The following is a 26,869-nucleotide window of genomic DNA, read 5'->3' on the forward strand; positions in this document are numbered from 1 at the left end:
TGCTTACTTGGGTTGCACGATGTTCAGGCGCTCGATGCCCACGGCCTGGGCCGAGGCCGCGAGGTCCTTGCTCTGCTCGATCAGGTGGTCGATGACGGCCTGGATCCTGGCGCGCGCAGGCGCCGAGCGTTCGCCCTGGATGGCCTGGTCGAAGGGCGCGGGGATCTGCTGCGCCGCGGCCACCGAGGCGCGGATGTGGCGCGTGGTTTCCTCGGCCAGCGCTGCGTCCTTTTGCGCCACCAGAGCGCGCACGCCCGGGCCGCGCAGCATCGAGCCGTCGAGGCGCTTGTATTCGCCGAGCCAGACGTTCTCGATGCCCTTGGCGTTGGCGATCGCATCGTTGTGGGTGTTGTCGGAGAAGCACGAGTGCTCGTCTTCCTGGTCCTGGCTGGCCAGCGCTACTTCCAGGCGTTCGCCCGCGAGTTCGCCGCGCGACAGCGAGCCCAGGCCGACGAAGATGCGGCGGATCGACTCGTTGCCGCCATTGACGAACTCGGCGCGGTAGTTGCCGGCCACGTTAGGCGCCCAGGCGGCCTGCACGCTGCGCAGGTCCTCGATGAGCAGATCGGTGATCACCTTCAGGTACTGGCGGCGGCGGTCGGCGTTGGGCTTCCTGCCATCGACGAAATCGGTGTGCGGGCGCGCGCCCGGTCCGGTGGCGCTCAGGTCCTGGCCCCAGAGCAGGAATTCGATGGCGTGCCAGCCGGTGGCGATGTTCTCCTCGCCATCCTTTTCGTTCAGCTCGGACAGCGCCTCGGCGGTGATCGCCTGCTGGCGGTCGTTGATGATGCCGGCCTTGTCGTTGCCCTGCACGTAGTCGACATAGGATTCGTCCATGGGCCAGGCGTTCATGCGCGCTTCCGGACCGTCTTCGCTGTCGATGGGGCCGTCGTAGAAACGGAAGGCCTCGGTCTGGCCGTAGTAGTCGCGCGCCTGCAGCCAGGCCTTGCGCGCCGCGGCCAGCGTGTCGGCGCTGGGCTTTGCCAGCAGCCGGTCGATGGCCTTTTGCATGGCCTGCGCCGATTGCAGCGAATCGCTGTAGCCCGCGTGGACCAGCTGGGCATAGTGCGCCGCGACCTGGTTGGCGCTCAGCGCGGACTGCTGCGCTGCAGCGGGCGCGGTGGCGGGGGTGGCGGGCTGGGCCAGCGGGGCAGCCACGGGAGCGGCAACGAGGGCGGCAATCAACAGCAGTTTGTGCATATCTGGAAGGGCCGGGGCGCGCGGCCCGACGTGAAGTGGATAAAAGTGCGGAACCCGAAATTGTAATGAGAATTTTTCTCATCGCATGGCGCAGGGCCGCCTTGCCCCGCGACCAGGCCGGCGCCCGCTTTCTCAGTCCCGAGGCAGCGCACCCGCCGCCCGCTCCAGCCCTTGCTGCAAATGCTCCGCCCAGCCCGCCGGGTTGCCCAGCCAGGGACCGATATCGACCCGCTGGGCTACGCGTTGGCCACTGGATCGGTCGGTGAATTCCAGCACGAAGGTCGGAAAGCCCTGGCCGCCCGAAGCCTGCAGCCATTCGCGGCTTTCCTGGATATGGCTTTGCACCGTGTCCGCCAGCACCTCCTGGCAATGCGCGGTGAAGGTGCGGATGTCGAGCCCGAGCTCGCCCGCCAGCGACTGCAGCACGCCCAGCGTGGAAATCTGCTGGCCCTCGACATAGTGCGCGGTCTGCGCGCGCGCCAGCAGATCGAGCCCGCGGCCGTCCATGGCTTCGGCCGCCAGCATGGCGGCGATCGGCGGCGTGGAGTCCAGCGTCGCGCCCACCTGGTTGAGCAGGCCGTTGTAATAGGCGTCGCCAAAAGGCTGGCCGGTGAGCGCCGCGATGCGCTCGTCGTGCGGTATCACATGGGCGCGCCACTCGCGCGTGATGGTGCGCCGGGCCGCGCCGCTGAGCATGCCGCCCGCATGCCACTGCACCGCCAGCCCCGGCAGCGCGCGCGCGGCGGCCAGCAGCGGAGCGGCGGCATAGCACCAGCCGCACAGTGGATCGAAGATGTAATGCAGCACGGGAGCGGGGGAGGAGGGCATGGCGTGGGCGAATGGGTAATCGATGGCCGGAAAAGGCATGCGGATGAATGCTAAGCCTTTGTGCAATGCCCGGCATGCGGTGCGACAATGGCCGCCCCCGCAGCGGGGCCACGCCATGGCCCTGCCTGCGCCACCCCGGCGCTGCGCTCGTATCGAGGCTCGATCGCGCAACGCCCACCCGCCTGCAGAAAGCCTCGCCGTGTCTCCTCGCCCGCCCGTCCGCATCACCGACAAGCACCAGTTCGACACGCTGGTCGACGCCCGCTCGCCCGCCGAGTTCGCGCTCGACCACATTCCCGGCGCCATCAACTGCCCGGTGCTCGACGACGAGGAGCGCGCCACCATCGGCACCCTCTACAAGCAGGTCAGCCCCTTCGAAGCCAGGCGCCTGGGCGCGGCCATGGTCTCGGCCAACCTCGCGCGCCACATGCGCGAGACCTTTGCCGACAAGCCCGCGAACTGGAAGCCGCTGGTCTACTGCTGGCGCGGCGGCCTGCGCAGCGGCTCGATGGTCACCTGGCTGCGGCTCGTGGGCTGGGATGCGCAGCAGCTCGCCGGCGGCTACAAGTATTTCCGCCAGCATGTCATGGCCCAGCTCGAGACCCTCGTGCCGCAGCTCCAGTTGCGCGTGCTCTGCGGCGCCACCGGCAGCGCCAAGACACGCGTGCTGCATGCGCTGGCGGCGCAGGGCGAGCAGGTGCTCGATCTGGAGGGCCATGCGCGCCACAAGGGGTCGCTGCTGGGGCATTTGCCGGGCATCGAGCAGCCTTCGCAGAAAGCCTTCGAGACCCAGTTGGCCGACCAGCTCGAGCGGTTGGACCCGAAACGGCCCGTCTATATCGAAGGCGAGAGTCCGCGCATCGGCCGCATCGCGCTGCCGCTGGCGCTGGTCGAGCGCATGCGCGATGCCCCCTGCATCGAGATCGAGGCCTCGCCCGAGGCCCGGCTGGCCTACCTGCTGCGTGACTATGCCTACCTGGGAGACGATGCGCCGGCGCTGTCGCAGCAGCTCGGCCGCCTCAAGGAGCTGCAAGGCAATGCCACCATCGCGCGCTGGCAGAGCTGGGCCGGCGAAAGCGCGCTCGAGCCATTGTTCGCCGAACTGATGGCGCTGCATTACGACCCGCAGTACGAGCGCTCGCAGGCGCGGCACTTCCGCCGCTGGGCCGAGCGCACGCGCATTGGCTGCGACGACCTGAGCGACGCCGGCATCGCGCGGCTGGCGCAGCAGGTGGCATCTGCCTAGGCCAGGTCTTTCCACAGCTCGGCGACAAAGGGGTAGAGCGACAGCAGCAGCAGCCCGGCCATCAGCCGGTTGAAGCGCCGGCGGGCCGCGCCCGAGCGCAGCATGCGCGCCACCCACTGGCCGAACAGCGTCCACATGCTGATGCTGGGAAAGCTGACCAGCGCCAGCAGCGCACCGGCCAGCAGCAGCTGCGTGAAGTAGCCCTCGCGCGGCGTGTAGGCGGCCACCACGCCCACGGCCATCATCCAGGTCTTGGGGTTGATCCACTGCAGCGCCAGTCCCTGCCAGAAGCGCATCGGCTGGGGAAGCACCTCATTCCCGCCCTCGGTTCCCGTGTGCGCGATGCACCATGCAAGGCGCAGCAGATACAGGGCGGCCCCGTAGCGCAGCACGGTGTGCAGCAGCGGCATCCGGGTGAACGTCGCACACAGGCCGCAGCCGACGACGATCAGCATCAGCGCCGCTCCCAGGCTGACGCCAAGCATGTGCGGCAGGCTGCGCCGGTAGCCGAAGGCGGCACCCGACGCCGCCAGCAGGATGTTGTTCGGGCCGGGCGTGATCGAGTAGACGAAGGTGTAGATCAGCAGTGGATAGAAGGAAGACGGATGCATGCGGGCTCCTGACGGGTTGAAGGGGCGGCCTGTCTAGTCAAACGGGCCGATGCATGTCATGCTATTGACTATTGACACTTCAATATCAATACAGTTGTTCAATAATCTGGCCGAACTGGCCTGCACGGATCACCATGACGCCTGATGCCACGGAGCATGCGCCGACGCCCGCAGCGGTCGCAATGGAGGACGCGTTTGCGCAGGGCTGGCGGCCTCTGCGCGGCACGCAGCTGTCATTGGTCGAGCAGTTGACCGCGCATGTCACCGGACTGATCCGCAACCAGGGCCTGCGTCCGGGCATGCGCCTGCCTTCGGTGCGGGCGATGGCCGATGCGGCGGGCGTGAGCCGCTGCACGGTGGTGCAGGCCTACGGCCAGCTCGAAGCCCAGGGCCTGGTGCGCTCGCGCGCAGGCGCGGGCTTCTTCGTCTGCGCGCCGCCGATGGCCCCGTCCGGCAGCATTCCGACGGCGCCCAGTACGCCAGTGGCGCCGGCGGCCTTCGATGCGCTGTTCCTGATGGGCAGCATGTTCAGCGCGCCGGGGCGCGGCGCGCACAACGCGGCCGCAGGCGTGCTGCCACCGGCCTGGCTGGACATCGAGCTGGTGGGGGCGGCCATTCGCAGCGTGGGCCGCACCGCAAGCTCCACGCTGCTGAGCTATGGCACGCTGCATGGCTACCGGCCGCTGCGCCAGCAGATCGCCACCATGCTGCAGTCCCAGGACGTGCCGGTCCATCCGGACACGCAGTTGATGACCGTCTCCGGGGCGACCCAGGGGCTGGACCTGGTGGTGCGCAGCCTGCTGCGCCCGGGCGACACGGTCTTCGTCGAGGACCCGGGCTGGTACGTGGTCTGCGGCCTGCTGCGGGCCCAGGGGCTGCAGGTGGTGGGCGTGCCGCGCCGCGCCGACGGGCCGGATGTGGAGGCGCTGGCGCGGCTGGCCGAGCGCCACCGGCCGCGCGTCTTCATCGTCAACTCGGCCGTGCACAACCCCACGGGCTCGAGCCTGTCGGCGGGGATCGCGCATGAGGTGCTGCGCGTTGCCGAGCGCCTGGATTTCCTGCTGATAGAGGACGATACCTTCGCCGACTTCCACCCCGGGGTGCCGGTACGGCTCGCGGCGCTCGATCGACTGCGGCGCGTGCTGCTGATCGGCGGCTACGCCAAGACGCTGGGCGGCGGCCTGCGTGTGGGCTATGTCGCGGGCGCGGCGCCGCTGATGCGCCAGCTCGTGGAGTCCAAGCTGCTGGCCTGCCCGACCTCGCCGGAGCTTGGCGAGCAGGTGGTGCACCGCATCCTGGCCGAGGGGCAGTACCGGCGCCATGTGGGCCGGCTGCGCGAGCGCGTCGACGCGACGCGCAACCGCTGCCTGGACCAGCTCGAGCAACTGGGCTGCAGGATCGAGCACCGGCCGCCCGCCGGCATGTTCGTGTGGGCGGATTGCGGGCGCGACTCCGAGCAGCTGGCGCGCGAGGCCATTGCGCTGGGCCTGCTGCTGGCGCCGGGCATGCTGTTTTCGCCGCAATCCGCGCCCAGCCGCATGCTGCGCGTGGCGGTGCCGATGGTGGACGACACCCTGTCCTGGGATCTCTTCACCCAGGTGCTGGGCCGTCAGCCGCGCTAGTCCGCGTCGTTGCGGCGCACCACCAGCGTCAGCAGCGCCGATGAGTCCTCGAGCGCGCAGACCGCATGCGCCACGTTGCCCGGCAGGTGCAGCAGCTGGCCCGCGGCCAGCGCATGCGCCGTGTCATCGATCTCGACCTGCAGCCGGCCTTCGATGCAGTGCAGCACGATGCCGCCCGCCACGCTGTGCTCGGGCATGCGCTTGCCCGCGGGCAGCACCATGCGGATCACCTCCAGGTCATCCGACTTGAACAGGGCCACGCTCTTCTCGCCGGCCAGCCGCGGCCCGAAGGGTTGGACGTCGATGGCCTGTGCGGGCAAAGCGTGGGGAATCGCCATGGCATGTGCTCCAGAATGGGAATGGCCCATTCTGGCGTGTATGGTGGGCGCGGGCAAGCGATCGCGCAGCGCGTTCAGTCGGCTTTGGCGCCTATCAATGCGCCATTGGCGGGGTTGAGCTTGACTTCCATGCGCTGGCCCGTGGGCGTGAGCACGTCGACGGAAATCACGCTGCGGCCCCAGTCGTTGCCGAAGTCGGCGTCCACCGCCGTGCCGGGCGTGTGGCGCAGCGCGGCGTCGATGGCCTGCTGAAGCGTGATCCTGCTGCCTTCGAGCCGCTGCCGGTCCTTTGTCGAAGCCGGCCCCTTGTCCTGCTGGCGCAGCACCGCGCCGGTTCCGGCATCGACATGCACTTCGGTATGCGCCCCCTGGGGCGTGATGAGCTCGACTTCGAAGCGGGGCGCGCCTTCGTCTATCTCCAGCTGGGCATCGATGGCGCGCCCGGCAGCGGCGGCCTCGGCGTTGTCGATGGCCTGCGCCAGCGTGATGCGGGTCTGCTGCAGTGCGGCCTGCCATTGCGCCGGCGTCTCGGCATGGGCTGGCGCGCTGCCGGCAGCGATGAAGGCCAGGCTGGCCAGACCCAGGCTGGCGGCGCGCAGCGCCGGGCCCATGGCAGAAGGTGCGAGGTGTTTCATGGGGTTTCCCTTTCAAGGCCAATGCGCAAAGCCGCGCCGCTCGATTGTGCGGCGCGCGCAGGCGCAGCGCTGTCGGCGCGCCGCCTGCCGCCTTGCCCTGTGCAGCCTGCCTTTGGCGGTGAAACTAGGCGCTGCGCCATTGCAGGCTTTGCAGCACGCTGGAGAAATCCAGGCCGCCATGGCCGGCCATCGAATGCATGGCATACAGCGAGCGCGCAAGGCCCCCGAGCGGCGTGCTGGCCTGCACGGCACCCGCGCTTTCCTGCGCCAAACCCAGGTCCTTGAGCATCAGGTCGGTGCCGAATCCGCCTGCATAGCCTTTGCTGCTGGGCGCGTTCTCCTGCACGCCGGGCCAGGGGTTGTATTTCTCCAGCGCCCAGTTGCCGCCCGAACTGCGCCGCATGATCTCCGACAGCACCTGGGGATCGAGCCCGTTGGCCACGCCCAGGGCAATGGCCTCGCTGGTGCCGATCATCAGGATGCCGAGCAGCATGTTGTTGCAGATCTTGGCCGTCTGCCCCGCGCCCACGGCGCCGGCGTGGAAGATATTGCTGCCCATCTTCTCGAGCACCGGTCGCGCGCGCTCGAGCTGCTCCGGGCTGGCGCCGACCATGAAGGTCAATGTGCCGGCAACGGCGCCGCCCGTGCCGCCCGAGACCGGCGCGTCGATGAAATCGATGCCCGCGGCCTCGGCCGCGCGCGCCACCTGCTGGCTCGTGGCGGCGGCAATCGTGGAGGAATCGATGACCAGCGTGCCCGGCGCGATGTGCGTCAGCAGTCCGCCTTCGCCAGCCTCGCCCAGATACAGCGTCTGCACATGCCGGCTCGCCGGCAGCATGCTGATCACGATCTCCGCGCCCTGCACGGCGTCCCGCGCGCTGGCAGCAATCCGAAGGCCCGCAGCCGCGAACCTCGCGCAGGCGGGCTGTGACAGATCGAAGGCCGCGACGCCGTGGCCGGCCTTTTGCAGGTTGACGGCCATCGGGCCGCCCATGTGGCCCAGACCGATGAAGGCGATTTGCATGTTGTCTCCTGTTGTTGTCGATGAAATTGGCGCTCAGCGGATGGCATCGGGGGCGTCGGCGTCGAGCATGCGCCGCGCGATGATCACGCGCATGATCTCGTTGGTGCCCTCGAGGATCTGGTGCACGCGCGCGTCGCGCATCAGCCGCTCGAGCGGGTATTCGCGGATGTAGCCATAGCCGCCATGCAGCTGCAGCGCCTCGTTGCAGACCATGAAGCCGGCATCGGTGGCAAAGCGCTTGGCCATGGCGCAGTAGGTCGAGGCATCGCGCGCGCCGGCGTCCAGTTTGGCCGCTGCCAGCCGCACCATCTGGCGCGCGGCCACCAGCTCGGTCACCATGTCGGCCAGCTTGAACTGCAGCGCCTGGAAGCTCGCCAGGCTCTTGCCGAACTGGCGCCGCGCATGCAGATGCGCCTGCGCCTGGGCTAGCGCCCCCTGGGCCGCGCCCACCGAGCAGCAGGCGATGTTGATGCGCCCGCCGTCCAGGCCCTTCATGGCGATCTTGAAGCCTTCGCCCTCGCGGCCCAGCAGGTTGCGCGCGGGCAGCAGCACGTTGTCGAAATGGATCACGCGCGTGGGCTGGCTGTTCCAGCCCATCTTCTCTTCCTTCTTGCCGTAGCTGATGCCGGGAAGATCGGCCGGAACTGCAAAGGCGCTGATGCCGGCCGCGCCCGAACCGGGCTCACCCGTGCGCGCCATCAGTACCAGCAGATCGGTGCTGCCCGCGCCGGAGATGAAGGCCTTGCTGCCGCTGATGCGCCAGCTGTCACCCTCGCGCTCGGCACGCGTGGCCAGCGCCGCCGCGTCGGACCCCGCGCCGGGCTCGGTCAGGCAGTAGGAGGCGAGCTTCGCGCCGCTGGCCAGCTGCGGGCCCCATTCCTCGCGCACGGCAGCCTGCGCCCAGGTGCCCAGCATCCAGGTCGCCATGTTGTGGATGGTGATGAAGGCCGTGGTCGATGGATCGACGGCGGCCAGCTCCTCGAACACCAGCGTGGCATCGAGCCGCGGCAGCGCCAGGCCGCCGGCATTTTCGGGCGCATACAGGCCGCAAAAGCCCAGCGCGCCCGCCCGGGCGATGGCCTCGCGCGGGAAATGGCCCTCGGCGTCCCAGCGCGCGGCGTGGGGCGCGAGTTCGGATTGGGCAAACTGCCGCGCCGTATCGGCAAAGGCGCGTTGATCTTCGCTGAGTTCAAAGTCCATGAAGGGTTCCTATCGTTGTGCCGGGGCTTCGCCGTGCTGCAGCCAGTGCAGCAGGGCGGCGCGGCGCGCCTCGGTGGCCTGGCGCAGGCAGTGGTGCAAGCGTGCGGGCCAGTCTTCCAGTGCCTCGTCGCGCGCGTGGGCCGCCTTGCAGCCCTGGGTGCGCTGGCGTGACCAGGCCGACTGGTCGCGGCGCAGCGCCGGGCGTTCGTGCGCCGACAATGCGCGCATCACGTCGCCATAGAGGATGGTGTTGGCGGTATCGGCGGCCTGGAAGTCCTGCACCGCGCAGGCATTGCGCGCGGCGGCATCGGCCGCTGCACGGTCGCAGGCGCCGCCGGCCTGCGCGTGGCTGCTGCCGGGCAGCAGCGCCAATGCCAGGATGGCGGTGCCAAGAAGGGAAGGGGAGAACAAAGCATTCATGCCCCGATCATCCCAGCGCCTGGCCACGCCATCAATGGAGGTTGATGGTCGTGTTCACCCGCGCCGATGTCGTGTCGTCGTCGAACCAGCGCGCCGTGACGGTCTTGGTCTGCGTGTAGAACAGCACGACCTGCTTGCCGTAGGGCCCCAGGTCGCCGAGCTTGGAGGCGCGGCTGCCGGTGAAGGAGAAGATCGGCACCGGCACGGGAATGGGTACGTTGATGCCGACCTGCCCGACGTCGATCTCCTCCTGGAACCTGCGCGCCGCCGCGCCCGACTGGGTGAAGATCGCCGTGCCGTTGCCGTTCGGGTTGGCGTTGATCAGCGCGATCGCGTCGTCCAGCGTATCGGCCGCCAGCAGGCACAGCACCGGGCCGAAGATTTCCTGATCGTAGATGGCCATGCCGGGCTGCACGCCGCTGAAGATGGTGGGCCCGATGAAATTGCCCTGCGCATAGCCCGGCACCTCGGGCTTGCGGCCGTCGAGCTCCAGCGTCGCGCCCTCGGCCTCGCCACGCGCGATCAGCCCCTCGACCCGCGCCAGCGCCGCGCACGACACCAGCGGGCCCACATCGGTGCCGGCCTCGACGCCAGCGCTGATCTTGAGCGTGCGCGCCTTGGCCACGATCTCGGGAATCCAGGCCTGCGCCTCGCCCACCAGCACCGCGGTGGACACCGCCATGCAGCGCTGGCCTGCCGCGCCAAAGGCCGCGCCGGCCAGGGCATTGAGCGTCTGCTCCTTGTTGGCATCGGGCAGCACGATGGCGTGGTTCTTGGCGCCCATCATGCACTGCACGCGCTTGCCATGGAGGCTTGCGCGGTGGTAGACATGCGTGCCGACCTGGGTCGAGCCCACGAAGCTGACGGCCTTGATGTCGGGGTGGTCGCAGATGGCATTGACCGCATCCTCGCCGCCATGCACCACGTTGAGCACACCCGGCGGCAGCCCGGCTTCCATGGCCAGCTCGCACAGGCGCATGGTGACCATGGGGTCCTGCTCGGAGGGCTTGAGCACGAAGGTGTTGCCGGTGGCAATGGCCATCGGGAACATCCACAGCGGAATCATCGCCGGGAAGTTGAAGGGCGTGATGCCCGCGCACACGCCAAGCGGCTGCAGGATCGAATAGGTGTCCACGCCATTGGCGACGTTGTTGGCCAGCTCGCCCAGCTGCAGATTGCCGATGCCGGCGGCATGCTCGACGACCTCCAGGCCACGGAACACATCGCCCTCGGCATCGGCCAGCGTCTTGCCCTGCTCGGCAGTGAGCAGCGCGGCCAGCTCGCCCATGTGCTCGCGGATCAGCTGCTGCAGCTTGAGGAAGATGCGCGCGCGCGTGCCGATCGGCGTTTTCTTCCAGATGGCAAACGCCTTCTTGGCGCTGCTCACGGCCAGATTGATTTCCTCCGGCGTGGCAAAGGGCACGCGCGCCAGCACTTCCTGCGTGGCCGGATTGACCACATTGCGCCACTGGGTGGTGCGCGATTCGACCAGCTGGCCGTCAATCAGCAGCTTGACGCTGGGGGCCAGTACCGAATGGGCAGTGGGGGCGTTCATGGCAATGTCTCCGTTCGTAGTGTGAGAAAGCGGCGTCGATGCACTATGCTAGTTGTGCGTATTTCGCTGGGCAACAGCGTTTTGCGCATTTGCGCCTTGCAAAAATGCACAGCCCGCGCGAGCCGCGCCCCGCCTGGGATTGCCACCATTCATCTAGGGTTTTCATGGACTGGGAACATCTGCGCTATTTCGCCGCCGTGGGCCAGCACGGCAGCCTGTCCGCCGCCGCGCGGGTGCTGCAGGTCGAGCACAGCACCGTGGCACGCCGCATCCAGGCGCTGGAAAAGAGCCTTGGCCAGCCCCTCTTCACACGCACGCCAGGCGGGCTGCGGCCCAGCGAGGCCGGACGCGCATTGCTGCCCGCGGTGCAGGCCATGGCCGAGGCGGCGCGCGGCATCGAGCGCAGCGCCGACCAGGCCGCCACCTCTGCCGAGGGCCCGAGCGGCCTGGTGCGCGTGGGCACCACCGAGGGGCTGGGCACGGCGCTGCTGGCGGGCAAGCTGGCCGCGCTCACCTGCAGGCATGCACAGCTGTCGGTCGACCTGCTGGCGCTGCCGCGCCTGCTGCACCTGTCGCGGCGCGAAGCCGATATCGTCATCTCGCTGGAGCGCCCCAAGCGCGGTTCGGTGATCGTCAGCCGGCTGGCGGACTACGATCTCTATCTCTACGGCGAGCGCGAATACCTGGCGCGCCGTCCCTTGGTGCGCGAGACCGCGGACCTGCGCCACCATGCATTCGTGCACTACGTCGACGACCTGCTGTTCACCAAGGAGTTGCAGCTGATCGAGGGGCTGTTCCAGCCGCAGCGCTATGCCTTTCGCAGCACCAGCATCACCGCGCAGTACGAGGCCGTGCGCGCGGGGGCCGGGCTGGGCGTGCTGCCCGCCTTCCTTGCCGACCGCGATCCGCGGCTGGCGCGCGTGCACCAGCCGCAGGCGCGCTTCACGCGCACCTTCTGGATGTCGATGCCGCAGGAGGCGCAATCGGTGCCGCGGATCCAGGCGGTGTGGCGCTGGTTGAAGGACACGCTGCGCGAGGAGGCGCACCGGCTGCAGCCGCACAGGTCCTGATCCTGCCCGAGCGCATATGGTCTCGCGAAATCCGCGAAAATCATGGATTGCACGCATTTACCGATCTACGAAAGTTTCCATGAGCGACCAAGCCCAAGCCCCCGCATTGCCCGACCACCTCTCCATCGACCCCCGCAGCCCGCACCATGTGGCCGCCGTGTTCGAGCATGACATCGGCATCCGCTTCAATGGCGTGGAGCGTTTCGATGTCGAGGAATACTGCATCAGCGAAGGCTGGGTGCGCGTGCCTGCCGGCAAGACGCTCGACCGCAAGGGCCGCCCGCTGCTGATCAAGATCAAGGGCAAGGTGGAGGCTTTCTACAGGTAAGCGCTGTCGCGCGCCACTTGTCCCAAGCGCCTTCGGGCGCTTTTTTTGCGGCCTATTGCGGGCGCCGGGGCGAGAGCCACAGGCAGCGCGCCAGCACCGCCGCCGCCTCGCCCAGGCGTGGCCCGGGACGCGAGACCAGGTCGGTTTCGGCGCTGCTGAGCGTGCAGATGCGGCCGCTGCGCACCGCGTCGACCGCGCTCCAGCCCGGGCGTTGCGCAAAGGCGCGCGCCGGCGTTTCGGGCGTGTGGATGATCACCTGCGGGTTGCGGCGCACGACGTATTCCGGCGTGAGGCGCGGGAAGGGTCCGAGCTCCGGCGGCGCGATGTTGCGCGCGCCCAGCGCCGCCAGCAGCTCGCCGATGAAGGAGCCTGCTCCCGCCGCATAGGGCGTGGCATCGACCTCGAAATACACGCTGCGCCCGGCTGCGCCGCGCGCCGCGGCGGCTGTCTGGTCCAACTGGGCCTGCAGGCGCGTGAAAAGCGCATCGGTGCGCTCCTGCTGCAGCAGCGCGTCGAGCACCTGCCACTGCGCGCGCATGCCCGCCAGGTCATGTGCATCGAGCACCAGCACCGGAATGCCGAACTTCGCCAGCTGCGCCATCAGCGGCGGCGAATGCGACATCAGCACCACGTCGGGGCGCAGGCGCACGATGGCCTCGAGCTGCGGCGCCAGCACCGTGCCCAGGCGCGGCAGGGATTTGGCCTGGGGCGGATGGTTCGAGAAGCGGTCCACGCCAACCAGCCGCGCGCAGCCGCTGAGCGCGCACAGCGACTCCGTGACCGAGGGCAGCAGCGACACGATGCGCTGCGGCACCCGGGCGATCTCCACCGTGCGCCCCTGCATGTCGCGCACGCCATAGGCCAGCGCCGGCACCGGCGGGCCGGCCAGCGTGCAAGCCGCCAGGGCCAGGGCAACCGCGCGCCGCCTCATTGCGCGGGCGCCCATTTGACGCTCACGAACAGCGTGCGCCCGGCATTGGCATAGCCCTGGGTCGGCGCATAGCCACGGTCGGCCAGATTGTTCAGACGGGCGAGCAATGTCCAGTCTTTGCCCAATGCACGCTGCGCATAGAGATTGACGACGCCATAGCCGCCCAGCAGCGCCGAGTTCTCGGTGTCGGCAAATCGCGCGCTGTAGAGCTGGGCTTCGGTGCCCAGCGTCCAGCCCGCGACCAGGGTATCTGCCGTGAGCTTGAGCATGCGCTTGGAGCGGTAGGGCAGCAGCCTGCCGTTTTCAAGGTTTCTGGGATCCAGAAAGTCCAGCGACAGGCCCAGGTGCATGCGGTCCACGCGCGTGGATCCGCTCAAGGACAGTCCCTTGATCTCCACGCTTTCCCAGTTGCGGTAGCAATTGCAGGCCGGCGAGCTGGTCCAGTCATAGGTGATCTGGTTGCGGATGCGGTTGCGGAAAGCCACTGCCGACAGCTGGCGCGCGCCGGCGCGGTAATGCAGGCCGGTCTCGACATTGGCGCTGCTTTCCGGGCGCAGGTCGGCCGCGGCCTGGCCCGTGAAGCGTTCGTACAGCGTGGGCGTGCGAAAGGCCGTGCCCGCCGACACCACCCAGCGCAATTCGTCATTGATCTGCAGCCCATAGCCCAGCCCGCCTGTGGTCTTGCTCTGCTGGCCGCGCACGCGGTCGTGGCGCGCATTGGCGTCGATCTGGTGCGCGCTCCGGGTGAAGCGCCAGCCGGCAGACAGCGAATCCTGCACGCGGCGGCTGTCGGTGTTCTGCGTCCAGGCGTAATCGGTGCGCAGTCGGTCCTCGCGGCGCTCGAGGTCGATATTGAAGCGGCTGTTGCCCAGCCTCCACTGGTTCTGCAGCAGATAGTTGCTGCTGGAGCCGTCGGCGCTCTCGGGCGAGGCGGTGAAGCGCTGGTTGTCGCTGCGCGCATGGCCCAGCTGCAGCACGCTCTGGTAGGCATCGCTCCAGGCCGCCTGCCAGCGCAGCGTGCCCGTGGTGTTCCTCACTACATCGTGATCTTCAAAAGGCGCGGGGCTCTGGTCATACTCGGCCCTGAGGCGGCTGTGCTGCAGGCGCAGGTCGAAATCGTGGATCCCCTGGCGCAGGCCCGCATTCAGGCCGAGCGAGCCATGCGAATAGCCATCATGGTCGGGATTGGGCGTATACGGGTTGCCGGGATTCACATCGAAACCGTCGCTGCGTTCATCGGCCAGATGCACGCCGTAGCGCCAGCCATTGGCGCCGCCTTGAATGCCGGTCGCCAGCTTGGAAGTGCCCTGGTTGCCCAAGCCGGCCTCGGCATAGGCGCGCGGCGGGCCATCGCCCTGGCGCGTGAAGATCTGCACCACGCCGCCCATGGCATCCGAGCCATAGATGGCCGCGGCCGGGCCGCGCAGGATCTCGATGCGCTCGATCTGCGCCAGCGGCAGCCCGGCCCACTGGGCGCCGCCCTGCAGTTCCTGGCTGTTGTAGCGCACGCCGTCGATCAGCACGGCCGTGTGCTGGTTGCCCATGCCGCGCAGGAACACCGAGGTGACCTGGCCCGGGCCGCCGTTGCGCGTGATCTGCACGCCCGGCACCTGCGCCAGCAGGTCGGCCACGCCCGTGGCGCCGCTGCGCTCGATGGCTTCGCGCTCGATCACGCTCATGTCGGCGGTGACGCTGCGCAGCAGCTGGGCGTCGCGTGCAGCGGTGACCACCACGGTGTCGAGTGTGGATGCCGGTTGCGCCGCGGCCGCGGCGCACGCGCCGATGGCCGCCATCGCCAGGGCGTGGGTTCGAAGGGAGATAGTCATGAAGAAACACGGTTGGCGCCGGCCACGCCAGCGCTTCATGGGTGCGTCCGGCCGGGTGCGAAAGCCCCTGGCCGGACGCCGTCACAGGGCTGACTTTGCGCCAATCCCCGTTGCGGTGCAAGGCCGCTCTCAGGCCAGCGCCGCGTTCCTGCGCTCTTCGGCCTGGCAGGCGGCGGCAGTGAAGATCACGTCAGTGGAAGAGTTCAGTGCGGTTTCCGCCGAGTCCTGCACGATGCCGATGATGAAGCCGATGGCCACGACCTGCATGGACACATCGCTGGAGATGCCGAACAGGCTGCAGGCGAGCGGAATCAGCAGCAGCGAGCCGCCGGCCACGCCGGCCGCGCCGCAGGCGCAGACCGAGGCCACCACGCACAGCAGGATGGCGGTGGGAATGTCCACGACGATGCCCAGCGTATGCGCCGCCGCCAGCGACAGCACGCTGATGGTGATCGCCGCGCCCGCCATGTTGATCGTTGCACCCAGCGGAATGGCGATGCTGTAGGTGTCTTCGTCCAGATTCAGGCGCTTGGCCAGCGCCAGGTTGATCGGGATGTTGGCGGCCGAGCTGCGCGTGAAGAAGGCCGTGACGGCGCTCTCGCGCAGGCACAGCAGCACCAGCGGGTAGGGGTTGCGGCGGATCTTGGCAAACACGATCAGGGGGTTCACCACCAGCGCCACGAACAGCATGCAGCCGACCAGCACCGTCAGCAGGTGCGCATAGCCCAGCAGCGCGGCCGTGCCGGCATCGGCAAAGGTCGTGGCCACCAGCCCGAAAATACCCAGCGGCGCGCAGCGGATCACGCCCTGGATGATCGTGGAGATGGAATTCGACAGGTCGCCCAGCATCTGGCGCGTGCCGGCGCTGGCATGGCGCAGCGTCAATCCCAGGCCCACGGCCCAGACCAGGATGCCGATGTAGTTGGCCTTGAGCAGCGCATTGACCGGGTTGTCCACGGCGCTCAGCAGCAGCGCCATCAGCACCTCCTGCACATTGCCCGGCGGCGTGGCCTCGGTCGCAGCGGCCGTCTGCAGCACCAGCGTCGAGGGGAACAGCGTGCTGGCCAGCACGCCGACGATGGCCGCCGTGAGCGTGCCGATCGCATACAGCCACAGCACCGGACGGATCAGTGTGGCGTCTCCGGGCCGGTGATTGCTGATCGAGGCCATGACGAGCAGCAGCACCAGCACCGGCGCCACGGCCTTGAGCGCCGAGATGAACAGCTGGCCGAGCACGCCGACGCTGGCGGTGGCTTGGGGCCAGACGTAGGCAAAGGCAATGCCCGCAATCAGAGCGATCACGATCTGCTTAACAAGGCTGGTGCGCTGCAGCCAGTGCAACAAGGGCTTGAGAATCATGGGAAACGATGGGTTGAGGAGCGGTGGAGCGCGGCAGGGCAGGGCGCGGTAGCCCAGGCCGCCTTTGCGGGAGCCGGGAGTTTAAGCGTTGCGCATTAAACCCACTGGGCGCTGCATTTGCGCATGGGCCGGGCGCTCGATGCCACCGGGAACCCGCTGGTCATGCCGCAGCACTGATAATCGCGCCCTATGTCGTCCCCCAAAGTTCTCTTCGGCTTCCACGCCGTTGGCGTGCGTCTGAAGACCGCGCCGCAATCCATCGTTGAAATCTACTACGAGGCCACGCGCCGCGACGCGCGCATGCGCCAGTTCCTCGACCGCGCGCGCGAAGCCGGCGCGCGCCTTATCGAAGCCGACGGCGAGCGCCTGGCGAAGCTCGCCGGCAGCCATGGCCACCAGGGCGTGGCGGCGCGCGTCGAGCCGACCAAGCAGGTCACCTCGCTCGACGAGCTGCTCGAAGACCTCGAGGAAAGCGGCGTGAAGAACCCGCTGTTGCTGGTGCTCGATGGCGTCACCGACCCGCACAACCTGGGCGCCTGCCTGCGCGTGGCCGACGGCGCGGGCGCGCATGCGGTCATCGCCCCCAAGGACCACGCGGCCGGCATCAACGCCACCGTGGCCAAGGTCGCCAGCGGCGCGGCCGAGACCGTGCCCTATTTCATGGTCACGAACCTGGCGCGCACGCTCAATGAGCTCAAGGAGCGCAATATCTGGATCATCGGCACCAGCGGCGATGCCGACAAGAACATCTACCAGATGGACCTCAAGGGACCGGTGGCGCTGGTGCTGGGCGCCGAAGGCGACGGCATGCGCCAGCTCACGCGCAAGACCTGCGACGAGCTGGTGAGCATTCCCATGCAGGGCGCGGTCGAGAGCCTCAACGTGTCCGTGGCCAGCGGCGTGTGCCTGTTCGAGGCCGTGCGCCAGCGCATCGGTGCGGCCTGAAGGGCAACTGAGCGCGGACTAGTCGCGCGCTCCATCCTCGGAGCTCGCGGCAGTGAGCTGCTCCATGTCCTGCGCCGAAAGCTGCAGCTGCGCGGCCTGCACCAGTTGCCCGAGCTGCGCCAGCGAGCTGGCGCTGGCGATCGGCGAGGTGACCGCGGGGCGCTGCAGTTGCCAGGCCAGCGCCACTTGTCCGGGCTGTGCCCCCAGGCGCTCGGCCACGGCGTCCAGCGCCTGCAGGACGGCCAGGCCGCGCGGATTCAGATAGGTCTTCACCGTATTCGCTCCGCGCGGGCTCTTGCCTGCATCGCCAGGGCTGCGGTATTTGCCGGTCAGGAACCCGGCCGCCAGGGCATGGAAGTTGATCACGCCGATCTGCTGCGACTGGCACAGGGGCGCCAGCTCGCGCTCGAACGCCGCGCGGTCATAGAGGTTGTACAGCGGCTGCAGGCTTTCATAGCGCGGCAGCCCCAGGCGCTCGGAGGTCACCAGAGCCTCCTTGAAGCGCACCGCGCTGTAATTCGAGGCACCGATCGCCCGCACCTTGCCCGCGGCCATCAGGTCGGCATAGGCGCCCAGCGTGTCGGCCAGCGGCACCTGTGCGTCGTCTTCATGCGACTGATAGAGATCGATATGGTCGGTCTGCAGGCGCCGCAGCGACGCCTCGACGGCCGTGCGGATGTATTCGGGGCGCAGGCCGCGCCGGCCTTCGCCCATGTCCTTGCCGACCTTGGTGGCCAGCACCACCCGCGCGCGCCGGCCGCTGCGCGACAGCCACCGGCCCAGGATGCGTTCGGATTCGCCGCCCGCATGGCCGGGCACCCAGCGCGAATACACATCCGCGGTATCGATGAAATTGAAACCCGCATCCAGCCAGGCGTCGAGCAGCGAGAACGCGTCGGCTTCATCGACGGTCCAGCCAAACACATTGCCGCCCAGGCACAGGGGAGAAACCTGCAGGCCGGAGCGGCCCAATGGTCGAAGCGGCGATGCGGTCATGGAAGTCCTCGCGCGTTGCGGAAGGTCCATTATGGGCAGGCGTGTGGCTATGCCTTGTCGTCCGGGGCGCTGCTGCTGGCGCCGACATGGAATTGCAATCCCAGCACGCGCGCCATCTCGCTCAAGGTGGACAGGCGCGGGTCCAATCCGCCGCTTTCCAGGCGTTGCACCGTCATGCGCGACAGGCCGGCGCGTTCGGCCAGCTCGGCCTGGGTCATCTGCGCTGCCTTGCGCGCCAGGGTCAGTTGTTCTATCAGGGGATGGGTCATGGGGCGATCATCGGGCAAAACGGGCCCGCAGGCGCGCCGTGCCCGTGTTGCCCTCAGTCCAGCCCACCCAGCCCGGGCTGTGCACAGAAGCGCAGCCCGCCGGGCGCTGGCGGCGCATGCACATGCTTTTGCAGATCGCGCAGCGCGGTGCGCAGGCCTTCCTCGATCACCGGGTGGTAGAAGGGCAGCTCCAGCAGGTCGGCGACGCTGCATTTGCGCCCGATGGCCCAGGCCAGCAGATGCGCCAGATGCTCGCCCGCGGGTGCGCACAGCTGGGCGCCCAGCAGCTCGCCGCCCTGTGCCCGCGCGTAGAGGCGCAGCATGCCCTGGTTGCGCAGGCCCATGCGCGCGCGTCCCTGGCGAGCGAAATCGACGCCGCCGATGGCCACCTCGTCGGTCCACTGGGGATCGTAGGGCAGGCCGATGGTGGCCACGGAAGGCTCGGTGAAGGTGATGGCCAGCGGCGTGCGCCGTGCATAGGCCTGCGGCTGGGCGGCCACGGCGTTGCTGCCGGCGATCTCGCCTTCGTCGGCGGCCTCGTGCAGCAGCGCGCGGTCGGGGTTCACGTCGCCCGCCCAGAACACCGACAGCTCTCCCAGCTGCAGCGTGTGGCGGTCGAGTTCCGGCAGGCCGTGCCTGTCGAGCGGCAGGCCGAGATTTTCCAGGCCCAGGCCATCGACGACCGGCCGCCGGCCCGTGGCCGCCAGCACCGCATCGACCTGCGTGCAGAAGTCTCCCGCATGGATCGTGATGCCGTCATCCTGGACCGCGCCCAGCGAGGGCCTATGGCCCAGCTGCAGCTGCATGCTGGCGCGCAAGGTCTGCTGCAGCGCGGCATTGACCTGCGGATCGGCCAACCCCGCCACATGCTCGCCGGCATGGAAGGCCGTGACCTCGATGCCGAGCTGCGCCAGCGCCTGCGCCATCTCGGTGCCCAGCGGCCCAAGGCCCAGCACGGCCATGCGCCGCGGCAGGTCGGCTTGCTCGAACAGGGTGTCGGTCGTCAGCACGCGTTTGCCCAGGACACGCCATTCCTCGGGCACATGCGGCTTCGAGCCGGTGGCGATGACCAGGCTGCGCGCGCTCAGGCGCCGCTCGCCATCGATCTCGACGGTATGCGGGTCGACGATGCGCGCCCGCCCGGTGATGGCGCGCGGGCCCAGATCCTCGGTGGATTCCAGCACCCCGGCGACAAAGGCATTGCGCTCGTCGCGCACCCGCTGCAATACCGCGGGAATGTCGGCATGCAACTGCTGCGCGCCGCGCAGGCCGAAGGCCTCGAACTGGTGGCGGCGGTTGAAGGCATGGGCGGCTTCCAGCAGCAGCTTGGAGGGCATGCAGCCGACGCGCGCGCAGGTGGTGCCCCAGGGGCCGGCGTCAATCAGCGCGAAGCGTTCGGTATGGCGGCGCACCGCGCGCAGCGCGCTCAGGCCGGCAGAGCCGGCGCCGATGATGAGGACGTCGTAATCGAAGGAATGGGGCTCTTGCATGCAGCCACTTTGCATGGCTTGCGCGGGGCGCCCTGTAGGCGCCCGCGGAGCACGACCGCCAGACCCGGCTTACGCGGGGTCCAGCCAGCCGACCCGCCCCTGGCAGACCTCATTGAGGTGCGCCACCATGGCCGCACCTGCGGTCTCGGGCAGGCGCCACTGCAGCGTGACAAGGCTGCCATGCGCCACATCGAGCAGCTCGGCCTGGGCAGCGGCAATCTCGCGGCGCAGCAGGCCCTCCAGCGCATAGGGCACGCTGCAGCGCAGCAGCCGCATGCGCTGCAGCTGGACCTTGGGGGCGGTCAGCAGCGCCTGCGCCACGCAGTCGGTATAGGCGCGCACCAGGCCGCCCGCGCCCAGCTTGACGCCGCCGAAGTAGCGCACCACGGTGGCCAGCACGCCCTCGAGCTCCTGGTGGCGCAGCACATCCAGCATCGGGCGGCCGGCCGTGCCGCTGGGCTCGCCGTCGTCCACTGCAGCCGATTGTCCGCCCGCCAGCAGCGCCCAGCAGACATGCGCCGCGCCGGGGTGGGCACGCCGCAAGCCGTCCACCACCTGCTGGGCGCTGGAGCGGTCGCCCATCGGCTGCACGCAGCCGATGAAACGGCTTTTCTTGATCAGAAGCTCGCTGTGCGCAGGTACGGATAGGGTCTGGGGCATGGCAGCGCTAAGCTTAACGCAGCCACGCATGCCCATTTGGGACATTCCGGCTGGAGCTTGTCCTACGCACAGGAGAGCGCTGATGACCTAGGATCAAGTCCATAGGAGTGATCGACCATGTCCAGCACCACACCCCCCACCCAAGATCTGGCCGCGCACACGTTTGGACGCCACCATTTCTCTCCGCCGCCGCTGCCCGAGCAGCTCGAGCGCCCTTCGGCATTGGGAGCGCAGGACATCCAGTTCTCCTTCACTCCCGACCTCGATCTCGACCAACGCATTCGCAACGTAGGCGAATGGTGAAAACAGTACCGCCGGCATCTCGCCGGCGGTACTGTTTCGGGCGTTGATCATTCAACCACCTGGGCAAGGGTGGGGCTCCGACATCGGCGCGCCGCGGTCTGTGCCATGGCTTGATGTGCTGCCGAGCCGGCGCCCCGCGCAGGAGGTGGCTTCCAAGACCCTGTCCCTGCAATGCTACCCAGGCAAAAGTACACTGGCAGGTTCCTGTCCCCACGATTGCCCATCGCCATGAACGCCCCCGTTGACGTTTCCTTCTTCGCCCGCGCCGCCAAGCCGCTGACCAGCTACCGCCCGTACTGGGCCAAGCGTTTCGGCACGGCCAAATTCCTGCCGACCACGCGCCAGGAAATGGAGCAGCTCGGCTGGGACAGCTGCGATGTGGTGCTGGTCACGGGCGATGCCTATGTGGACCATCCGAGCTTCGGCATGGCCGTGATCGGCCGGGTGCTGGAGGCACAGGGCTTTCGCGTGGGCATCATTGCCCAACCCGACTGGCAAAGCGCCGACGCGTTCAAGGCTTTGGGCAAGCCGAACCTGTTCTGGGGCGTCACGGCGGGCAACATGGACTCCATGATCAATCGCTACACGGCGGACCGCAAGATCCGCTCGGATGATGCGTATACGCCGGGCGATGTCGCCGGCAAGCGTCCCGACCGTGCGGCCATCGTCTACAGCCAGCGCTGCCGCGAGGCCTTCAAGGACGTGCCGCTGGTGCTGGGCGGCATCGAGGGCAGCCTGCGCCGCATTGCGCATTACGACTACTGGAGCGACAAGGTGCGCCGCTCCATCGTGGTGGACTCCAAGTGCGACCTGCTGCTGTACGGCAATGCCGAGCGGGCGCTGGTCGAAGTCGCCCATCGCCTGGCGGCGCGCGAGCCCGTGGAAAGCATCACCGATGTGCGCGGCACTGCCTTCGTGCGCCGCGCCTCGGAAGACGGCTGGTTCGAGATCGATTCGACCACTGTCGACGAACCGGGCCGCGTCGAGCCGCATATCAACCCCTACCAGACCACCAGCGAACAGGCCGCGGCCCAGGGCGCCAGCTGCAGCAAGGAAGACGCGGCGCCGGCAGAAGTGATGGGTCCGAGCTGCGGCACTGGCAAGAACACTCCGGCCCGGCGCCAGTACGACTCTCCGCTGGTCGCCGGCGTGGAGGAGGGCGATGCGGTCCAGCCCATCCAGTTCGTCGCCAACCCGGCGCTGCGCAGCAAGCTCAAGGCGCCGCCGCGCGATCATTCGGTGATCCGCCTGCCGAGCTACGAGCAGGTCAAGAGCGACCCGATCCTCTACGCCCACGCCAACCGCGTGCTGCACCTCGAGACCAACCCCGGCAATGCGCGCGCGCTGGTGCAGGCGCATGGCGAAGGCACGACCGCGCGCGACGTCTGGATCAACCCGCCGCCGATCCCGCTGACCACGGCCGAGATGGACTACGTGTTCGATCTGCCCTACGCGCGTTCGCCTCACCCGCGCTATGCCGACGAGAATGGCAGCCACGACGGCGCCACCAAGATCCCGGCCTGGGAGATGATCCGTTTCTCGGTCAACATCATGCGCGGCTGCTTCGGCGGCTGCACCTTCTGCTCGATCACCGAGCACGAGGGCCGCATCATCCAGAGCCGCTCCGAAGACTCCATCATCCAGGAGATCGAGGACATCCGCGACAAGGTGTCGGGCTTCACGGGCACGATCTCCGACCTGGGTGGCCCCACGGCGAACATGTACCGCCTGGGCTGCCGCACGCCCGAGATCGAGGCCGCGTGCCGCAAGCCCAGCTGCGTCTATCCGGGCATCTGCCAGAACCTGACCACCAACCACGATCCGCTGATCAAGATCTACCGCCGCGGGCGCGCGCTCAAGGGCATCAAGAAGATCCTGATCGGCTCGGGCCTGCGCTACGACCTCGCGGTGCAGTCGCCCGAGTACGTCAGGGAGCTGGTGCAGCACCATGTGGGCGGCTATCTGAAGATCGCGCCCGAGCATACCGAGCAGGGTCCGCTCACCAAGATGATGAAGCCGGGCATCGGCAGCTACGACAAGTTCAAGAGGATGTTCGAACAGTTCAGCGAAGAGGCCGGCAAGAAGCAGTTCCTGATTCCCTACTTCATCGCGGCCCACCCGGGCACCAGCGACGAGGACATGATGAACCTCGCGATCTGGCTCAAGAAGAACGGTTTCCGCGCCGACCAGGTGCAGACCTTCTACCCGAGTCCGATGGCCACGGCCACCGCGATGTACCACTCGGGGCGCAACACGCTCAAGCGCGTGCGCCGCAGCATGCTCAGCGAGGACGAGTCGGTCGATATCGTGCGCGGCGAAAAGCGCCGCCGGCTGCACAAGGCCTTCCTGCGCTACCACGACCCGAACAACTGGCCGCTGCTGCGCGAGGCGCTCAAGGCCATGGGCCGGTCCGACCTGATCGGCAATGGCAAGCAGCATCTGATCCCGACCTTCCAGCCGGTGACGGACGGCACCTACCAGAGCGCGCGCCGCAAGAACAGCACCGCGCCGGCCAAGCCCCTGGCCCGGCCCCAGGCCGTGGCTGCAGGCGGGCGCCAGGCCCAGCCGGTCAAGGGCCAGTTGCTGACCCAGCACACCGGGCTGCCGCCGCGCGCCGGCACGGGGTCTAAGCCCGCGGGCCGGCCGGGCAACGGCCGTCCGATGGCTGGAGCTTCGCGCCCTGGAACAGGCAAGCGCTGAGAAGCGGCTTCAGGCGACCGCGGCGTGAATGGCGTGCAGCGGAATATCCTGCTGCAGCGCGATTTCCTGCAGTTGCGCCATGGAGCGCTGCTGAACGAAGCTGGCAATGGCCTCGTGCGTGGCAGGGTCCTGCATGGTGGCGACGTCTCCCGGCGACGACAGGCCGGCTGCCGCGCACAGCCGCGCGGCGAAATGCGGCTCGAGCGCGGCCACCGCGACCATGCCGTCGCGGCAGCGGTAGGTACGGTAGCCGGCATGCGCGCCGCCCACCACGCCGCCCGGCGCCGACAGTCCCCAGTGCAGCGGTTGCGCCAGCCACTGCGCCGCCTCGAACAGTCCGATGTCCAGCAGCGCGCCCGCGCCGCAGCGCAGCCGGTGCATCTGGGTCTGCAGCACCGCCTCGCTGGCCATCAGCGCGCCGGTCATGTCCGCCAGCAGCGAGGCCGGCATCTGGCCCGTGGGCAGCAGGCCCGCTTCAGCCTGGTAGGTGATGTCGTGGCCGGGGGTATCCGCACCGACCCCGGTCATGCCGAAGATGCGCACCATGGACAACTGCGGGTGGCGCGCCTGCAGTGTTTCCCATTCCAGCCCCAGCTTGCGCAGGGCAGTGGGCCTGAACGAGGTCATGAGGACGTCGGCCCGGGCGAGCTCGGCATGCAGCTGATCCTGGCCCTGCGGCGTCTTGAGGTCGATCTGCAGGCACTCCACGCCAGCGTGCAGGTGTTCATAGGCCGGGGCGCAATAGGCGTGCATGGGATCGCCGCAGCCATTGCCTGGCGCAGGCAATGGCTCCAGCTTGGTGCACTTTGCCCCCATGGCTGCGCAGCGCAGCAGTGCAGCCGGGCCGGGAAGGTTCAGTGCCAGGCTGAGGATACGGGTGCCGCGCAGCGGCTGCAGGGGCAGGGCAGACCAGGAAGAGGTTGTGTGCATAGTCGTCGAGCATCGGTTCTGCTGTCTTTATAAGCACAGCGGCGCTACCCGGCCCTTGGTACAAGCCCTCTTGCGATACTTGCAACACCTTGCAATTGTGCGTTGTTGTTACAACTGCGCAAAGCGCCGTCAGTCCAGCGCGGCCCCCATGCGCTGGGAAATGGCGCGCGCCGCCTGCAGCAGCGCCGGCAGCAGTTGCGCCTGCATCACTTCAGCGCTGGTGCGGTTGGCCTGGCCGCTGATATTGAGCGCCGCCACGGTCTGGCCCGCGCGGTTGGTGAGCGGCGCCGCCAGCGAGATCAATCCTTCTTCGAGCTCCTGGTTCACCAGACACCATCCCTGGCTGCGCGCCTCGCGGATGCGCGCAGTCAGGGATGGCAGGTCGACCTCGGTGTGCTGCGTGAAGCGCTGCATCTTGAGGCCCTGCAGGCGGCGCTCCAGTTCCGCGTCGGGCAGCCCGGCCAGCAGCACCCGTCCCATGGAAGTCCAGCAGGCAGGCAGGCGCGATCCCACGCCCAGGTGGGTGCGCATGATCTTGTGCGTGTGCACGCGCATCACATAGACGACATCGAGGCCGTCCAGCACGGCGGCCGAGCACGATTCGCGCACCTCATCGACCAGCGTTTCCATGATCGGCTCGGCCAGGTTCCACAGCGGCATCGAGGACAGATAGGCGAAGCCCAGCTCGAGGATGCGCGGCGTGAGGCGAAACAGCCGGCCGTCGCTTTCCACATAGCCCAGCGTCTGCAGCGTCAGCAGGATGCGGCGCGCACCGGCGCGGGTGAGGCCGGTGCGCGCTGCCACCTCGCTGAGCGTCTGCTGCGGGGCGTCGGCGCTGAAGGAGTGGATCACGCCGAGTCCGCGCGCAAAGGATTGCACGTAGCTGTCGCCGGGCTTGGGGTCTTGGGCTGGGGGCTGGACGGTCATGGTGTGCGTGCCTATAATTCATTATACGAACATTTGTTCTTTAGGCGAACATTTGCTTCGTATTTTCATTTTGGAGACGAACAATGATCAACAAGATTGCCGACTCGGCGGCCCAGGCGCTGTCCGGCGTGAAGGACGGCGACACGGTGCTGATCGGCGGCTTCGGCACGGCCGGCATCCCCAACGAACTGATCGACGGCCTGATCGAGCACGGCGCGCGCGAGCTCACGGTGGTGAACAACAACGCCGGCAACGGGGAACAGGGCCTCGCTGCTTTGCTCAAGGCCGGGCGCGTGCGCAAGATCATCTGCAGCTTCCCGCGCCAGGTCGACAGCCATGTTTTCGATGGCCTGTACCGCAGCGGCCAGCTCGAGCTGGAACTCGTGCCCCAGGGCAACCTGGCCGAACGGCTGCGCGCCGCCGGCGCCGGCATCGGCGCGTTCTTCTGTCCCACGGCCTACGGCACCGAGCTGGCCGCGGGCAAGGAAACGCGCGAGATCGATGGCAAGCACTATGTGCTCGAGTACCCGATCCATGGCGACGTCGCGCTGATCAAGGCGGAGCAGGGCGATCGCTGGGGCAACCTCACCTTCCGCATGTCGGCGCGCAATTTCGGCCCGGTGATGGCCATGGCCGCGCGCCACACGGTGGCGACGGTGCACGACATCGTCGAGCTGGGCCAGCTGGAGCCGGAAAGCATCGTCACCCCCGGCATCTTCGTCAGCCAGATCGTGCGCGTGGACCGCGTCGCGACCCAGGCCGGCGGCATCAAGCAGGCAGCCTGAGGAAAGTAGAGCATGAGCTATCAGAAACGCAGCAAGGAAGAGCTTGCCAAGCGCGTCGCCGAGGACATCCATGACGGCGCCTATGTGAACCTGGGCATCGGCATGCCGACCCAGGTCGCCAACCACATTCCCGCGGGCCGCGAAGTCATCCTGCAAAGCGAGAACGGCATCCTGGGCATGGGCCCGGCGCCGGCCCCGGGCCAGGAAGATTACGACCTGATCAACGCCGGCAAGCAGCCCGTGACGCTGCTGCCCGGCGGCGCCTACTTCCACCACGCCGACAGCTTTGCCATGATGCGCGGCGGCCACCTCGACATCTGCGTGCTGGGCGCGTTCCAGGTGTCGGCCACCGGCGACCTGGCCAACTGGAGCACGGGCGAGCCCGGCGCCATACCCGCGGTGGGCGGCGCCATGGACCTGGCGATCGGCGCCAAGCAGACCTGGCTGATGATGGACCTGCTGACCAAGAAGGGCGAGAGCAAGATCGTCAAGGAATGCAGCTATCCGCTGACCGGCATCGCCTGCGTCAAGCGCATCTATACCGACCTTGCCACGCTGGAGTGCACGCCCAACGGCCTGAAGCTGGTCGATCTGGTGCCCGGCCTCACCCACGCCGAGCTCGAGCAGCTGGTGGGCCTGCCCGTGCAGGTTTGATACCCATGGCTGCGCGC

The 26,869-nt window shown here is 68.4% G+C and carries 27 protein-coding genes; 9 read left to right on the top strand and 18 right to left on the bottom strand.

Annotated features, from left to right (window positions below; genetic code table 11):
- Positions 1–3: 3 nt before the first annotated feature.
- Both M9799_RS15875 and M9799_RS15880 read right to left on the bottom strand, forming a co-directional pair.
- Complete coding sequence (locus tag M9799_RS15875) at positions 4–1,200, bottom strand: imelysin family protein (protein WP_231042285.1); 1,197 nt, start codon at positions 1,198–1,200, stop codon at positions 4–6.
- A 132-nt stretch (positions 1,201–1,332) separates the two neighbouring features.
- On the bottom strand, positions 1,333–2,028 hold the full coding sequence (locus tag M9799_RS15880; protein ID WP_231042286.1) for a DsbA family protein: 696 nt from the start codon (positions 2,026–2,028) through the stop codon (positions 1,333–1,335).
- A 199-nt stretch (positions 2,029–2,227) separates the two neighbouring features.
- Between M9799_RS15880 and mnmH the strand changes: the two genes are divergently transcribed.
- On the top strand, positions 2,228–3,274 hold the full coding sequence (mnmH, locus tag M9799_RS15885) for a tRNA 2-selenouridine(34) synthase MnmH (RefSeq protein WP_231042287.1): 1,047 nt from the start codon (positions 2,228–2,230) through the stop codon (positions 3,272–3,274).
- Here the strand turns inward: mnmH and M9799_RS15890 are convergent.
- Positions 3,271–3,885: a LysE family translocator gene (locus tag M9799_RS15890; RefSeq protein ID WP_231042288.1), complete on the bottom strand. Its 615-nt coding sequence runs from the start codon at positions 3,883–3,885 to the stop codon at positions 3,271–3,273. The genes mnmH and M9799_RS15890 overlap by 4 nt on opposite strands.
- Positions 3,886–4,019: 134 nt before the next feature.
- On the opposite strand from M9799_RS15890, the gene M9799_RS15895 reads away from it, so the two are divergent.
- Complete coding sequence (locus M9799_RS15895; protein WP_377008486.1) at positions 4,020–5,507, top strand: aminotransferase-like domain-containing protein; 1,488 nt, start codon at positions 4,020–4,022, stop codon at positions 5,505–5,507.
- Here M9799_RS15895 and M9799_RS15900 read toward each other — a convergent pair.
- From M9799_RS15900 to M9799_RS15925, 6 genes are all read right to left on the bottom strand, one after another.
- Positions 5,504–5,845, bottom strand: a complete 342-nt coding sequence (locus tag M9799_RS15900) for a cupin domain-containing protein (protein ID WP_231042289.1) — start codon at positions 5,843–5,845, stop codon at positions 5,504–5,506. The two genes, M9799_RS15895 and M9799_RS15900, sit on opposite strands and share 4 nt — an antisense overlap.
- A 74-nt stretch (positions 5,846–5,919) precedes the next feature.
- Positions 5,920–6,480, bottom strand: coding sequence for a PepSY domain-containing protein (locus tag M9799_RS15905; protein WP_231042290.1), 561 nt, complete (start codon positions 6,478–6,480; stop codon positions 5,920–5,922).
- A gap of 124 nt (positions 6,481–6,604) precedes the next feature.
- Positions 6,605–7,504 (bottom strand): 3-hydroxyisobutyrate dehydrogenase, encoded by a 900-nt coding sequence (gene mmsB, locus M9799_RS15910; protein WP_231042291.1) that lies wholly within the window; start codon positions 7,502–7,504, stop codon positions 6,605–6,607.
- A gap of 33 nt (positions 7,505–7,537) precedes the next feature.
- Positions 7,538–8,704 carry an acyl-CoA dehydrogenase family protein gene (locus M9799_RS15915; protein WP_231042292.1) on the bottom strand — a complete coding sequence of 389 codons (1,167 nt, stop codon included), beginning with the start codon at positions 8,702–8,704 and terminating at the stop codon, positions 7,538–7,540.
- Positions 8,705–8,713: 9 nt separating this feature from the next.
- Complete coding sequence (locus M9799_RS15920; protein WP_231042293.1) at positions 8,714–9,124, bottom strand: lysozyme inhibitor LprI family protein; 411 nt, start codon at positions 9,122–9,124, stop codon at positions 8,714–8,716.
- A gap of 31 nt (positions 9,125–9,155) precedes the next feature.
- On the bottom strand, positions 9,156–10,679 hold the full coding sequence (locus M9799_RS15925) for a CoA-acylating methylmalonate-semialdehyde dehydrogenase (RefSeq protein WP_231042294.1): 1,524 nt from the start codon (positions 10,677–10,679) through the stop codon (positions 9,156–9,158).
- A gap of 164 nt (positions 10,680–10,843) precedes the next feature.
- Here M9799_RS15925 and M9799_RS15930 point away from each other — a divergent pair, with 164 nt between their 5' ends.
- Positions 10,844–11,749 (top strand): LysR family transcriptional regulator, encoded by a 906-nt coding sequence (locus M9799_RS15930; protein WP_231042295.1) that lies wholly within the window; start codon positions 10,844–10,846, stop codon positions 11,747–11,749.
- A gap of 79 nt (positions 11,750–11,828) precedes the next feature.
- Positions 11,829–12,077, top strand: coding sequence for a DUF3297 family protein (locus M9799_RS15935; protein ID WP_231042296.1), 249 nt, complete (start codon positions 11,829–11,831; stop codon positions 12,075–12,077).
- Positions 12,078–12,129: 52 nt separating this feature from the next.
- Here M9799_RS15935 and M9799_RS15940 read toward each other — a convergent pair whose 3' ends face one another.
- From M9799_RS15940 to sstT, 3 genes are all read right to left on the bottom strand, one after another.
- A complete protein-coding gene (locus M9799_RS15940; protein WP_231042297.1) occupies positions 12,130–13,008 on the bottom strand; it encodes an ABC transporter substrate-binding protein in 879 nt (292 codons plus the stop codon).
- Positions 13,005–14,834 carry a TonB-dependent receptor domain-containing protein gene (locus tag M9799_RS15945; protein ID WP_231042298.1) on the bottom strand — a complete coding sequence of 610 codons (1,830 nt, stop codon included), beginning with the start codon at positions 14,832–14,834 and terminating at the stop codon, positions 13,005–13,007. The genes M9799_RS15940 and M9799_RS15945 overlap by 4 nt, the downstream gene beginning before the upstream one ends.
- 129 nt (positions 14,835–14,963) lie before the next feature.
- A complete protein-coding gene (sstT, locus tag M9799_RS15950; RefSeq protein WP_231042299.1) occupies positions 14,964–16,193 on the bottom strand; it encodes a serine/threonine transporter SstT in 1,230 nt (409 codons plus the stop codon).
- A 189-nt stretch (positions 16,194–16,382) separates the two neighbouring features.
- On the opposite strand from sstT, the gene rlmB reads away from it, so the two are divergent.
- The gene (rlmB, locus tag M9799_RS15955; protein WP_231042300.1) at positions 16,383–17,138 is read left to right on the top strand and encodes a 23S rRNA (guanosine(2251)-2'-O)-methyltransferase RlmB; all 756 of its coding nucleotides are present in this window, start codon (positions 16,383–16,385) and stop codon (positions 17,136–17,138) included.
- A gap of 18 nt (positions 17,139–17,156) precedes the next feature.
- On the opposite strand, the gene M9799_RS15960 is transcribed toward rlmB, so the two are convergent.
- The 4 genes from M9799_RS15960 to M9799_RS15975 all read right to left on the bottom strand — a co-directional run bounded on the left by M9799_RS15960 (position 17,157) and on the right by M9799_RS15975 (position 20,553).
- Positions 17,157–18,134 carry an aldo/keto reductase gene (locus M9799_RS15960; protein WP_231042301.1) on the bottom strand — a complete coding sequence of 326 codons (978 nt, stop codon included), beginning with the start codon at positions 18,132–18,134 and terminating at the stop codon, positions 17,157–17,159.
- A gap of 47 nt (positions 18,135–18,181) precedes the next feature.
- On the bottom strand, positions 18,182–18,403 hold the full coding sequence (locus M9799_RS15965) for a helix-turn-helix transcriptional regulator (RefSeq protein WP_377008494.1): 222 nt from the start codon (positions 18,401–18,403) through the stop codon (positions 18,182–18,184).
- A 53-nt stretch (positions 18,404–18,456) separates the two neighbouring features.
- Positions 18,457–19,893, bottom strand: a complete 1,437-nt coding sequence (locus M9799_RS15970) for a dihydrolipoyl dehydrogenase (protein WP_231042302.1) — start codon at positions 19,891–19,893, stop codon at positions 18,457–18,459.
- A 69-nt stretch (positions 19,894–19,962) separates the two neighbouring features.
- Positions 19,963–20,553, bottom strand: coding sequence for an IMPACT family protein (locus M9799_RS15975; RefSeq protein ID WP_231042303.1), 591 nt, complete (start codon positions 20,551–20,553; stop codon positions 19,963–19,965).
- Between the two features lie 117 nt (positions 20,554–20,670).
- Between M9799_RS15975 and M9799_RS15980 the strand changes: the two genes are divergently transcribed.
- Positions 20,671–20,856: a hypothetical protein gene (locus tag M9799_RS15980; RefSeq protein WP_231042304.1), complete on the top strand. Its 186-nt coding sequence runs from the start codon at positions 20,671–20,673 to the stop codon at positions 20,854–20,856.
- A gap of 228 nt (positions 20,857–21,084) precedes the next feature.
- A complete protein-coding gene (locus M9799_RS15985; protein WP_231042305.1) occupies positions 21,085–23,556 on the top strand; it encodes a YgiQ family radical SAM protein in 2,472 nt (823 codons plus the stop codon).
- A gap of 9 nt (positions 23,557–23,565) precedes the next feature.
- Here M9799_RS15985 and M9799_RS15990 read toward each other — a convergent pair whose 3' ends face one another.
- Together M9799_RS15990 and M9799_RS15995 are read right to left on the bottom strand one after the other, a co-directional pair.
- Complete coding sequence (locus M9799_RS15990) at positions 23,566–24,486, bottom strand: CoA transferase (protein ID WP_231042306.1); 921 nt, start codon at positions 24,484–24,486, stop codon at positions 23,566–23,568.
- A 129-nt stretch (positions 24,487–24,615) separates the two neighbouring features.
- Positions 24,616–25,413 carry an IclR family transcriptional regulator domain-containing protein gene (locus M9799_RS15995; protein ID WP_231042307.1) on the bottom strand — a complete coding sequence of 266 codons (798 nt, stop codon included), beginning with the start codon at positions 25,411–25,413 and terminating at the stop codon, positions 24,616–24,618.
- Between the two features lie 83 nt (positions 25,414–25,496).
- On the opposite strand from M9799_RS15995, the gene M9799_RS16000 reads away from it, so the two are divergent.
- Positions 25,497–26,198: a 3-oxoacid CoA-transferase subunit A gene (locus tag M9799_RS16000; protein WP_231042308.1), complete on the top strand. Its 702-nt coding sequence runs from the start codon at positions 25,497–25,499 to the stop codon at positions 26,196–26,198.
- Between the two features lie 12 nt (positions 26,199–26,210).
- Positions 26,211–26,852, top strand: coding sequence for a 3-oxoacid CoA-transferase subunit B (locus M9799_RS16005; protein ID WP_231042309.1), 642 nt, complete (start codon positions 26,211–26,213; stop codon positions 26,850–26,852).
- Positions 26,853–26,869: the final 17 nt, after the last annotated feature.

Origin of the sequence: Comamonas endophytica, from assembly GCF_023634805.2 — a bacterium.
GTDB lineage: Bacteria > Pseudomonadota > Gammaproteobacteria > Burkholderiales > Burkholderiaceae_C > Comamonas > Comamonas endophytica.

Coding starts and splice junctions, on each gene's coding strand:
- M9799_RS15875 (WP_231042285.1), bottom strand. CDS start 1,200: ATGCACAAACTGCTGTTGATTGCCGCCCTCGTTGCCGCTCCCGTGGCT.
- M9799_RS15880 (WP_231042286.1), bottom strand. CDS start 2,028: ATGCCCTCCTCCCCCGCTCCCGTGCTGCATTACATCTTCGATCCACTG.
- M9799_RS15890 (WP_231042288.1), bottom strand. CDS start 3,885: ATGCATCCGTCTTCCTTCTATCCACTGCTGATCTACACCTTCGTCTAC.
- M9799_RS15895 (WP_377008486.1), top strand. CDS start 4,020: ATGACGCCTGATGCCACGGAGCATGCGCCGACGCCCGCAGCGGTCGCA.
- M9799_RS15900 (WP_231042289.1), bottom strand. CDS start 5,845: ATGGCGATTCCCCACGCTTTGCCCGCACAGGCCATCGACGTCCAACCC.
- M9799_RS15905 (WP_231042290.1), bottom strand. CDS start 6,480: ATGAAACACCTCGCACCTTCTGCCATGGGCCCGGCGCTGCGCGCCGCC.
- mmsB (WP_231042291.1), bottom strand. CDS start 7,504: ATGCAAATCGCCTTCATCGGTCTGGGCCACATGGGCGGCCCGATGGCC.
- M9799_RS15915 (WP_231042292.1), bottom strand. CDS start 8,704: ATGGACTTTGAACTCAGCGAAGATCAACGCGCCTTTGCCGATACGGCG.
- M9799_RS15920 (WP_231042293.1), bottom strand. CDS start 9,124: ATGAATGCTTTGTTCTCCCCTTCCCTTCTTGGCACCGCCATCCTGGCA.
- M9799_RS15925 (WP_231042294.1), bottom strand. CDS start 10,679: ATGAACGCCCCCACTGCCCATTCGGTACTGGCCCCCAGCGTCAAGCTG.
- M9799_RS15930 (WP_231042295.1), top strand. CDS start 10,844: ATGGACTGGGAACATCTGCGCTATTTCGCCGCCGTGGGCCAGCACGGC.
- M9799_RS15935 (WP_231042296.1), top strand. CDS start 11,829: ATGAGCGACCAAGCCCAAGCCCCCGCATTGCCCGACCACCTCTCCATC.
- M9799_RS15940 (WP_231042297.1), bottom strand. CDS start 13,008: ATGAGGCGGCGCGCGGTTGCCCTGGCCCTGGCGGCTTGCACGCTGGCC.
- M9799_RS15945 (WP_231042298.1), bottom strand. CDS start 14,834: ATGACTATCTCCCTTCGAACCCACGCCCTGGCGATGGCGGCCATCGGC.
- sstT (WP_231042299.1), bottom strand. CDS start 16,193: ATGATTCTCAAGCCCTTGTTGCACTGGCTGCAGCGCACCAGCCTTGTT.
- rlmB (WP_231042300.1), top strand. CDS start 16,383: ATGTCGTCCCCCAAAGTTCTCTTCGGCTTCCACGCCGTTGGCGTGCGT.
- M9799_RS15960 (WP_231042301.1), bottom strand. CDS start 18,134: ATGACCGCATCGCCGCTTCGACCATTGGGCCGCTCCGGCCTGCAGGTT.
- M9799_RS15965 (WP_377008494.1), bottom strand. CDS start 18,403: ATGACCCATCCCCTGATAGAACAACTGACCCTGGCGCGCAAGGCAGCG.
- M9799_RS15970 (WP_231042302.1), bottom strand. CDS start 19,893: ATGCAAGAGCCCCATTCCTTCGATTACGACGTCCTCATCATCGGCGCC.
- M9799_RS15975 (WP_231042303.1), bottom strand. CDS start 20,553: ATGCCCCAGACCCTATCCGTACCTGCGCACAGCGAGCTTCTGATCAAG.
- M9799_RS15980 (WP_231042304.1), top strand. CDS start 20,671: ATGTCCAGCACCACACCCCCCACCCAAGATCTGGCCGCGCACACGTTT.
- M9799_RS15985 (WP_231042305.1), top strand. CDS start 21,085: ATGAACGCCCCCGTTGACGTTTCCTTCTTCGCCCGCGCCGCCAAGCCG.
- M9799_RS15990 (WP_231042306.1), bottom strand. CDS start 24,486: ATGCACACAACCTCTTCCTGGTCTGCCCTGCCCCTGCAGCCGCTGCGC.
- M9799_RS15995 (WP_231042307.1), bottom strand. CDS start 25,413: ATGACCGTCCAGCCCCCAGCCCAAGACCCCAAGCCCGGCGACAGCTAC.
- M9799_RS16000 (WP_231042308.1), top strand. CDS start 25,497: ATGATCAACAAGATTGCCGACTCGGCGGCCCAGGCGCTGTCCGGCGTG.
- M9799_RS16005 (WP_231042309.1), top strand. CDS start 26,211: ATGAGCTATCAGAAACGCAGCAAGGAAGAGCTTGCCAAGCGCGTCGCC.